This is a genomic window from Pseudomonas sp. S2_F07, assembly GCF_054668325.1.
The window spans coordinates 4,013,641-4,025,980 of record NZ_CP162758.1 but is presented as its reverse complement, the minus strand read 5'-3'; the positions used below and the strand labels follow the sequence as shown (position 1 = coordinate 4,025,980).

Sequence of the window (12,340 nt, the reverse complement as noted above, 5' to 3'; positions counted from 1 at the left end):
TGAAAAACGCCGCGATCAAATGTTCGCGGCGTCGGACTTCATACGAATGACATTGGCGGCGCTGGCAGAGCCATCGAGCCAAAAGGACAAGTCTGAGTATTGCTTGAACAGATCCGGCGGCAGGATGGTGCGCCGGGCCTGGACGGCAACCTTGGGCCTGACCTTGTGCAGGCCGTTCACCCCGAGGGCTTGATCGAATTCCGGGGCGTCGTATGCCAGGTTTTCGAAGTCGTGCTCGAACCAGGGTTCGTCGACAAAGTCGTAGACCAGCCGCAGCACCCGCTCCGGAGCCTGGGTCAACAAGTCATAGTCGATGATCAGCAAGGAGTCGGCATGTTCGCCGTAATAGGCTTCCTTGAGCGCCGCCCAGGCAAATCCCACCAGCCGATTGCGCTGGGCCAGGGTTTCGCAACGGCTATAGACGGTGTTGCGCTCGACGGCATCGCCGAAGAGCTTGGTGTTTTCATAGGGATTGGCGCGGTAAAGCCGCTCGATGCTGTCCATGATCCAGGCAACATTGCGCACACAGGCAATCACCTTGGCCCTGGGAAACAGATCGTTGATGGCCGGCAGCCGGGCGCTCCAAAGACGGTTGGTGTCGAACACCACCGATTTGTCGGCCTTGTCGGCGTAGAAGGAGTCAAACAGGCCGCGCAACAGGCGGCGGCGCATGTCGGTGTCGATCACCGCGCCGAACTCGCTGCCAGCGCTGCACTGCTCCAGAACACCGGAAAACAGGGAACCCACCGGGCTGGTCATTCCGGCATGGAAACGCGGGTTCTGCAACAGGATTGCAGAAAGCAGGGTCGAGCCCGAGCGCGGCAAACCGGAAATGAAATGAAAATGGTGCAAGTCCCTTCACCGTTTTGATAGTCCTTTGTAGGACAAAGCGTAGTCGATCGATAACGCCTCGACTAGTGGTGTTTTGATATCAATTTGAAGCTAAACCGACCTGATACCGAGCTTTGCGCAACCAGTGAAGGACTTTAACGACGACAACCCTGGGGGAGCGTCCATCGGACAAAACAACCTCGCCACGACACCCACAATCTACGTCTACGCTGTGACGTGGCGTGACCGAGCCACGCAAAGAAAAGGAGTCGACACCCCCAGGTGCCTGGCAGCCGCGTGGCGCGCCAACCACCAACCTGAAGGATGAGGATTCATGGAAGTATTTATCGGCACTATCCAGCCTTTCGCCTTTGATTTCGCCCCCCAGAACTGGGCCCTTTGCAATGGCCAGACGTTGAGCATTGCGCAATGGAGTGCATTGTTCTCGCTGATTGGCGTGAACTACGGCGGCGACGGCCAGACCACCTTCATGCTACCCAACCTGCAAGGCCGCTTACCCATGGCCCAGGGCACCGGTACCAATCTCAGCCCGCGCACCATTGGCGAGATTTCCGGTACCGAAAACGTCACCGCGACCATCGGCAACATGCCTAACCACACCCACCTGTTGTCCGGACTGACCGCCACCACTACCCTGCAACTGGCCAATCCCTCGAGCAACCCCGTAAACGCGCCAACTGCAACCAACTCCTTCATCGGCGCTTCGAGCGGCGGACCGGGGACGGCGAATATCTACTCCGATCAACAAGGAGCGTCGGCGGTGGCACTCAAGGGCGTGAGCACCACCGTCACCGGAGAGATTGCCTCCACGGGCGGAGCCCAGCCCATGAGCGTGATGAACCCGTTCCTGGTCATCAACTTCAGCATCGCCCTGCAAGGGTATTTTCCATCGCGCAGCTGAAGATTCGCCGGGGGCCGCACGCCCCCCGGCACTGTTCATTTTTCGGAGCCTGATCATGTTGCAAGCGGTTCAAAGCCATCATTTCCAGGCCCTGCTGGGCCAGACCGTCGCCCTACGCCTGCCCGACGGCAGTGAATTGCCGATGCAGATCGAACACCTTGAAGACTCACCCGGCGCCCGCATGCGCAACAGTGAGCGCATGCCATTCAGTGTCGAGCTCAACAGCCTGGTCCCGACCGATTTTGTGGACGGTCTATGCATGCTGCAATTGCCGGAATTGGGCGAAGTGGAAAACATTTTCGTTTCCCGGGTGCCTTCGATGGGACGTGATCCGCAGCGAGGCTACTTCTACATCGCCTTCAACTGACCCTTTCTGGCTCGCAGTGCCTTCAGCCTTGCGGATACCACACCAGCCGTTGTGCCGCGACGTTGTATTCCTGCACTGCAAAGCCCAGCGCCAGGTAATGCGCAAGCGCATGGGGATTGCTGGCCCAGACCACCGTCGCCACCGGGCAACGAATCTGTTGGGCGGCTTTCTGCACCCCCTGCAATACCGCCCGCCCATACCCCTGCCCCCGCGCCGCCGGGATGAAGGCCAGATACAGCACGCGAATCTCGTTCGGCCCGAAATCAGTGCTCAATGCGCCGATCGCAGTACCAAGCTTCTCAACCACGTAATGCATGGCATTGGGGAAGTTTTCACCCAGTCCTTGCTCCTGCACCTGGAACTGCTGGGCCACAACCTGCTCGACCACCTCCACACTGTCGTCGATCCATTGCAGGTCCGGTCGGGCCGATTGATACAGGCGCTGCAAAAAAGGCCCATCACTGGCTAGCGAAGGCCGTACCACCAAACCTTCGGCTGCCACAGCACTGCTGTTCGCCATCGTCGCTCTCCTTAAAAACCGCTTTCCCTGACCCCCAGCGCCGCCACGCGTCGCCAGGCGCCCCCCAATAAAGACTCGCCACCGCCCTGCAACACGACCACGCCACGCAACGGCTGCACCGGCGTCGGCGCCGGTTCGAGGGTCATCAACCGCGCGCCGTATTGCGCCTGTACCGGCTCGGCCCGTTGATGCTGATCGCGACGCACGGCAATCGGTCCGTGGTGATCGGAAGTCAGTGCCTCCTGATCGACAAACGCCACCCCGTTGGTGTCGATTTCGCTCAATTGCACCGCAATCGCCGGGTGCATCGGATCATCGGCGATAAACCGTCCGGTAGCGCCCGGTGCCACGCGCCAGAGCTCTGCCTCGGCCAGATAGCCGCGCAAGCGCACGCCGTCCTCGACCACCCCGGCCAGCGGCTCCCGGGTCGACAGCCAGCGCCCCACCGTCCATTGCGACAGCAGGTCACGCACGGTGCCGGCATGGGGGGCACGCAATAGCAACCGCTCGCGCTGAGCCGCCAGCCCTCGGTATTCGGCGACCGCTTCGGCCAGGCGCTGCTCGACGATGGCGGCATCGGAAGCCGTTTCGCTGCGGCCGGCCTGTCGGCGCATTTGCAACTGCTGAATCTCGATTTCCCGGCGCGCAATAGCCTGGCGCGAATCGAGATCCGGGGACTCCAGCTCGATCAGGACTTCGCCCTGCGCCACCGACTGTCCGTCATGCACCTTCACGGCTTTGATCCGTGCCGCCACTGGCGCGTGCAAGGTGCTGACCCGGCCCGCTTCCAGCATGGCCGGCACCTCGACGGCACTGCGCCAAGGCAGGATAAGCACCGATAACAGTCCGAGCAGCACCAGGCTGCTGAGCAGCACCCGCGGTCCATGCGCCTGCTCGCGGCGGCTCCACCACTGGCGCCACTCACTCATGATGGGCACAAAGATGAACCAGATCAGCTCCACCAGCATCAGGAAAATCCCCAACACCTTGAAAAACAGGTGATAGACCGCCAGAGCGATCCCAAAAAACAATGCCGCGCGCCATAACCACGAGCCATACCCCCAGATCAGCAAACGCCGTTGCACTGTCGGCGACCAAGGCTCCGGCGCCGCTGCGCCGTAGCCGAATAAAAACTCGCGCAGACGCCACCGGCACAGGGCAAACGCCCGACCTTGCAGGTTATCGACCTGCCAGAAATCGCTGAGCAAAAAATAACCGTCAAAGCGCATGAACGGGTTGAGATTGACCACCAATGTGGTGATCCACGTGGCACTGGCGAGCATGAACGCCGCGGTGCGGGCGGGACCGTCGGGCAGCAACGACCACGCCAGCAAGGCAATGCACGCCAACAGCAACTCCGCCAGCACGCCGCCAGCGCCAATCAGCAACCGGGCCTTGCGATCATTGACCCGCCAGGCATCGCTGACATCGGTATAGAACATCGGCAGCAGCACCATGAACGCCACGCCCATGCTCTGCACCCGACAACCGGCGCGCTTGGCCATGAACGCATGACCGAATTCGTGGCAGAGCTTGGCGAAGAACAGGGACACGCCAAAAGCCAATGCACCGCCAAGGCTGAACAAATGCGGAAACGTCGCGATAAATCGCTGCCAGTCCCGCGACACCAGAAACACCCCTAACCCCAGCACAGCGGGTAATCCATAGCGCAGCGCTTGCGGGCCAAAGCGCTCCAGCCAGGGCCAGGCGCGATTGAGAAAACGCTCGGGGCGCCACAGCGGAATACGAAAAAACAGGTACTGATGCAGCAACACTTGCCACAGGCTCCGGCGCTGGGCATCCGCTTTAACGCTGTAACTGGCACGCTGCTGGGGATCGAGGGCGGTAATCAGATCGTGACTGCGCAAAAAAACCAGCAACTGCTCCAGATCCGCAGCGTCCAGCGCCAGTCCCGGTTCGCGATTGGCCGCTTGCAGGACCTGCTCGGGCTCACCCAGCGACCAGTGGCGCAACAAGCGCATCGCCGTCGTACCGAGCTTGAAGTAACGCCCCCGCACCGGGTCGGCCAGCGTCCAGCTGGGCGCACCGTCCAGCGCCGGCGCTGCCGGGGACAATTGCAGGTCGGCACGCAGACCGGGCAGGTTCACTTACAAGCCCACGCTCTGACGTAAACCGGCCAACGGTCGACGCAGCAGGTACAACGCCAGCGGCGCCCTGTCACCGAAGATTTTTGCCGTGCCGCGCAAACCGATGCGCGGAGGCGGCGCGTCGAAATTCGCATCCAGCCGATAAGCCAATTGCCCGCCCGCCGTGGGTTGCGCTTCATAAGCCGAACGTTCGAGCCTGGCCAGATGCCGTTGCAGCGGATCACTGTCGAGGAACAGGGCGACTTCAGCGCCGGGCTCCAGGGATATCGCGTCCCCCACCGCCAGCTCGATACGCAATTGCGCCTGGGTCGGATCGGCGATTTCCATCAGTCGCTCGCCGGTCTGCACCGGCTTGCCAGTCCAGCGTTCGGCATCGGCAAACACCGCAATGCCATCGCGCTCGGCGCGCACTTCGCTGCGCTTGAGCAGTTCACGGGCGTAATCTCGCTCGGCGCGTTTCTGCTCAACCCGGGCAGCCAGCAAATCCAGTTTCGAACTGGACTCGGCATCGGCGAACGAACGCTGGGAGTTGGCCTTGAGCTCCGCCTCGGCAACCCCGAGGGCACGTTCGGCGACATCAGCCTGGGCCTTGAGCGTGGTGCTTTCGAAGCGCAGCAGCAGATCGCCGGCCTTCACCGTCTGATTGGGTTTGACCAGGAACTCGGCAATCACACCGTCCAGCGGTGCGGCCACGACCCGCCCCCCCAGCGGCACCACTTCGGCCGGTGCCAATACGGACTGGCGCACCGGGATGAACAGCCCGAGCAATAGCAACGCGACCAGCAGCGCCTGGCGTTTGCGGGTCCAGCGCAGACGCCATGGCTTGCGCGGTTGCAATGCCTGCCAGGCGTGGCTGTAGGTATCGCCCAATTGCGCCAGCAGGACTTGTTCGGCAGGGTTCCACGCAACATCCCGGGCCAGCCACAACCCGCCGAACACCTCGCCCTGGCGATCGATCAGCGGCAGCCAGAACACCTGCGCAGCCGACAGGCTTTGCCATTCATCCTGCAGCGACTCGCTGAGGACATCGGCGGCAACGACCCGCGCCTGCTGCAACTGTTCGCCCTTGAACAACTGCGCCACTGCCTGCTCGACGAACGCTACAAAGGGTGAGTTCGGCTCCACCGTACTGACACCGGTCACGGCCTGCACCTTGCCGGCGATCAACAGTGCCGCATGGCGAAAACCAAACAGTGCCTGGCCATCATTGACCAGGCTGTAGGCCAATTGGGCGGGCGTTTGGGCTGCGCGGGTCTGGCGCTCAAGATCAAGGAAACGTGCGAATACCTGTTCGGCACCGCCGCTCACCGGCGCGTTCACCTGGACTCCGCGAAATGCGCCGTGCCGCTCATGCCGGCCAGCAGCCCGCTGGCGTCGGGCACGCTGGCCACCAGCAGCAGGGTCTGGCTGCCTTCATCGATTCGTGCGCCCAGGCGCTTGACTGTCGCGTCCAATGGCTTGCCGGTTTCATCGGGGACAAAGCTGAAGGTCTGGCCGGGCTTGAGTCGGGCCATCCAGCGCGAGGGCACCAGCAGGTGGATTTCCAGGGTGCGATTGTCGACCACGTCCAGCAATGGTGCACCGGCAGGTACGCTTTCATAGCGCTGTACCTTGCGCTCGACGACCTGGCCATCGAACGGCGCCAGCACGCTGCAGCGCTTGACCTGCACTTGATACACCTGGGACTGCGCCTGGGTTTCGCTGACTTTGGCCTCGGCACGTGCCACTTCGAAACGCCCGACCGAATTCAGCGCGGCCAGTTGCCGGTTGTGCGCCAGCTCTTCACCCGCGCCACGGCTGGCCGCTTGAGCGGCATTGAGCTGCGCCTGATAGGCCGAGCAATCGAACCGCGCCAGGGTATCGCCCTTCTTGAACGATTCCCCCTCGCTGAACGGCAACTCGACAATCCGCCCAGGCACCTCACTGGCCAGTACGGCCTGATCCCGGGCCCGCAATACACCGCGAGCCTCGGTGCTGGTCGCAGCACTGGCGCCTGCATCCATTTGCGCAAGCGGATCGTCTGCCCCAGGCGTTTGCGCCTGGACAACGCTTGCGACGAAGACCAACCCCAACACACAGAAAATCCGCATGACCGTACTCCCTTTCGGATCAATCGAGTCTACGGCAGCGGTGACTAGCGTCAAGCAGATGGCCATCATTCCCTGCGTATTAACGCTGCGCGGTCTCGGTCAACGGATACACCGACTCCCACCCCCCACCCAAAGCCTTGTACAACCCGACGGCCGCCAGCGACACGCCGGTCGAACTCTCGACCCACTGCTCCTGAGTCGCCAACAACGCCCCTTGCACAGTGAGTACGGTGACGAAATCCACCACACCCTCAACGTACTGCTGTTGCGCGGTGTCCAGAGCAATGCGGTTCTGGCGCACGGCTTCGGCCAGGCTGTCGCGGCGCAACTGGCTGGCGTTGTAGGCGGTCAACTGGTCATCGATTTCATGCCAGGCGCGCAATACGGTTTGCTGATAGGCGATAGCGGCTTCCTGTTGTTGTGCTTCGCGTAACTCGAGTACGCCACGCAAGCGGCCTCCGTCGAACAACGGCAAGCTGAACTGCGGGCCGATCCCGAACGAACGCGAACCCCAGGAGCCGAAGTCGCTCAGTTGCATGGCCTGGGAACCGATGTTCCCCGACAGGGTGATTCGCGGATAGAAATCGCCCTTGGCCACGCCAATGCTGGCAGTGGCGGCATGCAGCCGCGCTTCGGCCTGGCGAATGTCCGGCCGACGAGCAGCCAGTTGCGATGGCAGGCCAATGGCGATCTGACGCGGAGTCTGTGGCACCGGTGCGTCTGTGGATAACTCCGTCGCCAATGCCTGGGGCGGTTCGCCCATCAACAGACTCAAGGCGTTGATCAGTTGCCACTGGCGCAGCTCCAGTGCGGGCAGGCGCGATTCGATGGCCGCCACCTGCGCGGCAGCTTCGGCGACATCCAGATCCGTCGCGACGCCGTCGGCCAGGCGCAACTGCGAGAGCTTCAGACTATGGCGGGCAACGTCGAGATTCTGTTCGGTGACGAGCCGGGTGTTCTGCACACCGCGCAGTTGAATGTAGTCCTGGGCGGTTTCGGCCAGCACCGACAGCAGCACGCCGCGTCGGTCGTTCTCGGCGACTTCCAGGTTGGCGTCGGCCGCTTCGGTTTCCCGCCGCACGCGCCCCCAGAAATCCAGTTCCCAGGAGGCGGAAAAGCCGGCATCCCACAGGTTGAATGCGGACTGGCCGTTGTGTCCTGACGGGTCGTTCAGGCCTTCTCCACTGTTGCGGTTGCGTCCGTAACGACCGCTGGCCGCCGTGCTGGGGTAGCGCTCGGCGGTGATGACCTGACGAACTGCGCGACTTTGCTGCAAGCGGCTGCTGGCCAGCTTCAGGTCGAGGTTGTCGGTCAGGGCGCGTTGGCTCAGGGCCGAAAGTTTGGGGTCGTGGAACACCTCCCACCAGCGCTCGGTCATCGTTTCGGCGATGGCCTGGCTGGCGGCTGCCCTTGATGGTTTTGACCATTCGGCGATTGGCTGTGCCGCAGGCTTGTGGAAGTCCGGGCCGACGGTGCAGGCTGACAGGCTCAGCACAAGCAAGACAGAAAAAATCAGGCGAGACTGATGACCTCTTCGCGAGCAAGTCGGATCGCCGCACCGCCGCTCCCACATGGGAATGCGATTCAATGTGGGAGCGGGCTTGCTCGCGAAGGCATCAGCGCGATCAACGCATATCTTCATCGCTGAACAACCTCTTTCGCCTTGGCGGTGGCCGTATCAATACTCGCCTCCACCGACATCCCCACCCGCAAGCGCTCGGCCAGCGACTGTCCCGGCTCCAGCACGATCTTCACCGGTATCCGCTGCACCACCTTGGTGAAGTTGCCGGTGGCGTTGTCCGGTTTGACCGCGGCAAACGTCACCCCCGTGGCCGGTGCAATGCTTTCGACACGACCGTTCAATGCCGCACCGCCCAGACTGTCGACGCGCACTTGCACAACCTGCCCCGGCTGCACATCCGTCAGTTGGGTTTCCTGGAAATTGGCCATCACGTATGCCTGCGCCAGCGGCACCACCGCGAGGATTTTGCTGCCCGGCGTGACGTAGGCGCCGACCCGCACCGCGCGTTCGCCGACCATGCCGTCCTGAGGCGCGACGATCCTCGTATAGGACAACTCGTAGCTGGCCATTTCCAGCTTCGCTTGCGTCCGTTTCAGCCCCCCTTCGGCCCCATCGCGCTGGGCCGTGAGGATCTCCACCTGCTTGCGTTCCGCCGCCAGTACTGCCGTAGCGTTGGCCAGCCGTGCGGAGGCCTGGTCGATGCGTGTTTTTGCCTGTTGTGCGTTTTGCACCGTGCCGGCGCCCACCCCGGCGAGGTGGTTGTAGCGGCTCAGTTCGTGCTCGGCAAAGGCCACTTCCGCCTTGGCCGAAACCACCGAGGATTGCGCCTGGGCAATCACTGACGCCTGGCGCTCGAGGGTCGCCCGGGCGTTTTGCAGTTGCGCCCCGGCCACCAGCGTTTCGGCATCGGCGGCCTCGGCGGCGGCGCGTAGATCCCGGTCGTCGATCAGTGCCAGCAACTGCCCGGCCTTGACCTGCTGGTTGTCCTCCACCAGCACTTGCTTGATAAACCCGGCAACCCGCGGCACCACCAGGGTGAAATCCGCTGAGACGTAAGCATCGTTGGTGTTCTGCCGGGTACGCTTGCCGAACAGGCCGGGCATCGCCAGGTACAGCAACACGCCGACGGCCAACGCGGCGGCCACGGCCACCGCGACTTTCTGTTTTGCTTGAGTGTTCATAAAAGCCTTCTGTATCAGTGGAGCATTCAGGTCGGTGCGCGCGGTGGAAAGATCCGCGTCGGCAGCCAGAAAATCAGCAGGATCAAGGTCACGGCGAGCCCGGCCATGCACAGGTAAAGATCAGAGGAAGTGAGCACCACGGCTTGCTCATGCAGACGATGAGCGAGACTTGCGCTGTCGTGCTCGGCCAGCGGCGAATTGCCGAGGCGATCGACCAGCATGGTCGAGTGAAAATGCAGGCGTGCCGTGGTCAACGCCTCGATCACCCCGGTGGCGATGACCGCCGACAGGCCTTTGACGGTGTTGAACCAGGCCGATGCGAACGGCCCTTCCATCGGGTTGATGCTGCCGGTGGACAGCATCAGCAGCGGCAACACTGCCATGGGCTGACCGAAAATCTGCAGCCATTGCAGCACATAGAAATCGTCGCGAATCCACGCGGACGTCAGTTGCGAGCCGCCGACGCACGACAGCGCCAGCATGCTCAGGCCGATGCCCAACACCCAGCGGCAATCGACCCAGCGAAAGTTGCACAGCGCCGCCACCAACGGCAGCGCAATCAATTGCGGCAGCGCCGCCAGCAGCATGATCGGCGCGGTCTGCACCGGGCGATAACCCTGGACTTGCGCCAGGTAGCTGGACGGAATAATGATCACCGCCTGCAACACCACCAGTACGCCCGCCAGGGTCAGCAGGGCGAAAGACAGGTTACGGATACCGAGCATCTGCATCTTGAAAAACGGAATCGGCTGCGACCACTCGCCGGTTAAAAACAGCACCAGCAACAACAGCCCGCCGCCGAGCAATCCGCAGATCAGGCTGGACTCGAACCAGTCCAGGCGGTTGCCCTGCAGGATGCCGATCACCAGCATGCAGATGGCGGGAAAACCCAGCAGCACACCGCGCCAGTTGAAGGACTTGAAGCGCTCCAGGCGCAGCGGATCCCGGGGCAAGCCGTACGCCACCGCGGCCATGGCAATCAGGCACGGCGCGATTATCTGCCAGAAGGTCCATTGCCAGCCGACATATTCGGTCCACAACCCGGCCAACGGCGTGCCCAGGCCCGGGCCGAACGTCGCCGTCAGGGCATAACCGGCCAGGCCATACAACTTCACGTTGGCGGGCAGAAATCGCAGGGCCACGGTCATCAGCATGGGTGGCAATGCACCGCCCGCCAGGCCTTGCAGGGTGCGCAGCAACAACAGGCTTTCGTAATTCGGGGCGAAGGGGCACAACACACCCAGCAGGGTGAACAGGCTGATGGCGCACAGGGTGAAACGCCGCAACGAGAACGTCACCGCACACCACGGCGCGAAGGCCATGGCCGCTACGGAAGTCGCGGTGTAACAGGCCACCAGCCAGGTGCCTTCGTCGTAGCCGATGGCCAGCGCACCACGGATGTCGGCCAGGGCGACTTTGGTCACCATCTCGTTCAGGCCCGACACCAGCACCGCCAGCAACACGCCCACCAGGCCGATGATGATCCGCGGGCCGAAGACGGGTGGAGCGGCTGCCATGCTGGCCGCAGCAACAGGTGCCGTGACCGTAAGGGAAGTCATGTACTGCAAGCTCCGGCGTGGAAAGACCGAAGCATTCTAGGAAGCGTGATGCCTGACGAAAATCAACTTATCGGCAGGTTATAAGTGCGTCTTACGCAACAATACAAAACCCCTTGTGGGAGCGGGCTTGCTCGCGAAGGCGTTGGGTCAGTCGGTGTCAATGTTGAATGACAAATCGCATTCGCGAGCAAGCCCGCTCCCACAGGGGGAAATTGCGCTCGACCTCAGTCCGGCTGCGCAGCCAGCCACGTCTCATCGCAACACGCCTTGAGCGTTTCACGCAGCCAGCGGTGGGCCGGATCCTTGTCGAAACGCGGATGCCAGGCCTGGGTCAGCATCAGGGTCGGCAACGGGATCGGCAGGTCGAACGAGCGCAGCTTCAGGCCGAGCCGTCGCACACTCAGCAAGGCTTCCTTGGGCACCGGCAGAATCAGGTCGGAATCGGGCAAGGCAAACATTGCCGCATGAAAGCTCGGCGCGATCACCGCCACCCGCCGCTCCAGCCCCAGGGCATTGAGCGCGGTATCGATCGGCCCCCGGGCAATGCCGCGCCGGGACATGCTGATATGCGAGAAGCCCGCGTAACGCTCTGCCGTGATCTCATCGTCCAGCAGCGGATGATCCTCGCGCACCAGACCAACGAAGTGGGTGGAAAACAGGTTCTGAATCTTCACTTCCGGGGTCAACGGCCGGGTGTTGCTGACGCTCAGATCGATCCGCCCTTCGCGCAACGCCTCATCATCGCCATCGCCTTCCGGGACGAAACGCAGTTCGCAGTGCGGCGCCTGCCGATCAAGGGTGTCGAACAACTTGCCGCCGTAGACACCGACAAAGAAGTCGTTGGCCCGAATACTGAACCGCCGCCGCAGCGAGCTCAGCTCCACCGCATCGGCCGAACGAAACAGCAACCCGGCCTGCTCCACCACACTGCGCACCTGCTCGCGCAACTCCAGCGCCTTGGGGGTCGGCACCAGGCCACGACCGGCGCGCACCAGGATCGGATCGCCAATGGCTTCACGGATGCGCGTCAACGTCCGGCTCATGGCCGCCGGGCTCAGATTCATCCGCCGAGCGGCGCCGACCACACTGCCCTCGTCGAGCAAGGCGTCGAGGGCGACCAACAGGTTCATGTCTGGGAGTTGCATGGTGAGCACTCATGGCTGATCTTGGTTGAGTCAAATGCAATGCTAGCAAACATCCTCCGAATGATGCTTTGACTGTACCGGCCCAAAAGTACGGC

General features: G+C 62.6%; 11 protein-coding genes. 2 read left to right on the top strand and 9 right to left on the bottom strand.

All coding sequences use genetic code 11. The features are described from left to right. Positions 1-15 precede the first annotated feature (15 nt). On the bottom strand, positions 16-852 hold the full coding sequence (locus tag AB4O40_RS18285; RefSeq protein ID WP_056726993.1) for a sulfotransferase family protein: 837 nt from the start codon (positions 850-852) through the stop codon (positions 16-18). A 313-nt stretch (positions 853-1,165) separates the two neighbouring features. Here AB4O40_RS18285 and AB4O40_RS18280 point away from each other — a divergent pair, with 313 nt between their 5' ends. After that, the gene (locus tag AB4O40_RS18280; RefSeq protein ID WP_409079067.1) at positions 1,166-1,753 is read left to right on the top strand and encodes a phage tail protein; all 588 of its coding nucleotides are present in this window, start codon (positions 1,166-1,168) and stop codon (positions 1,751-1,753) included. Between the two features lie 55 nt (positions 1,754-1,808). Then, on the top strand, positions 1,809-2,120 hold the full coding sequence (locus tag AB4O40_RS18275) for a DUF6916 family protein (RefSeq protein WP_056726995.1): 312 nt from the start codon (positions 1,809-1,811) through the stop codon (positions 2,118-2,120). A 22-nt stretch (positions 2,121-2,142) separates the two neighbouring features. Here the strand turns inward: AB4O40_RS18275 and AB4O40_RS18270 are convergent, their stop codons facing one another. The 8 genes from AB4O40_RS18270 to AB4O40_RS18235 form a co-directional block, all read right to left on the bottom strand. Further along, entirely contained in the window at positions 2,143-2,640 is a 498-nt protein-coding gene (locus AB4O40_RS18270; protein WP_056726996.1) for a GNAT family N-acetyltransferase, read from the bottom strand. Positions 2,641-2,651: 11 nt separating this feature from the next. After that, the gene (locus tag AB4O40_RS18265; RefSeq protein ID WP_460053716.1) at positions 2,652-4,748 is read right to left on the bottom strand and encodes an efflux RND transporter periplasmic adaptor subunit; all 2,097 of its coding nucleotides are present in this window, start codon (positions 4,746-4,748) and stop codon (positions 2,652-2,654) included. Next, positions 4,749-6,068 (bottom strand): efflux RND transporter periplasmic adaptor subunit, encoded by a 1,320-nt coding sequence (locus AB4O40_RS18260; protein ID WP_056726998.1) that lies wholly within the window; start codon positions 6,066-6,068, stop codon positions 4,749-4,751. Beyond that, positions 6,065-6,838 (bottom strand): efflux RND transporter periplasmic adaptor subunit, encoded by a 774-nt coding sequence (locus AB4O40_RS18255; protein ID WP_056726999.1) that lies wholly within the window; start codon positions 6,836-6,838, stop codon positions 6,065-6,067. Before AB4O40_RS18255 ends, AB4O40_RS18260 begins: the two co-directional genes overlap by 4 nt. A gap of 79 nt (positions 6,839-6,917) precedes the next feature. Continuing rightward, the gene (locus AB4O40_RS18250) at positions 6,918-8,480 is read right to left on the bottom strand and encodes an efflux transporter outer membrane subunit (RefSeq protein WP_409079065.1); all 1,563 of its coding nucleotides are present in this window, start codon (positions 8,478-8,480) and stop codon (positions 6,918-6,920) included. After that, positions 8,477-9,541: an HlyD family secretion protein gene (locus AB4O40_RS18245; RefSeq protein WP_460053718.1), complete on the bottom strand. Its 1,065-nt coding sequence runs from the start codon at positions 9,539-9,541 to the stop codon at positions 8,477-8,479. The genes AB4O40_RS18250 and AB4O40_RS18245 overlap by 4 nt, the downstream gene beginning before the upstream one ends. A gap of 26 nt (positions 9,542-9,567) precedes the next feature. After that, positions 9,568-11,100, bottom strand: a complete 1,533-nt coding sequence (locus AB4O40_RS18240) for an MFS transporter (protein WP_056727002.1) — start codon at positions 11,098-11,100, stop codon at positions 9,568-9,570. 224 nt (positions 11,101-11,324) lie between these two features. After that, positions 11,325-12,245: a LysR family transcriptional regulator gene (locus AB4O40_RS18235; protein WP_056727003.1), complete on the bottom strand. Its 921-nt coding sequence runs from the start codon at positions 12,243-12,245 to the stop codon at positions 11,325-11,327. Positions 12,246-12,340: the final 95 nt, after the last annotated feature.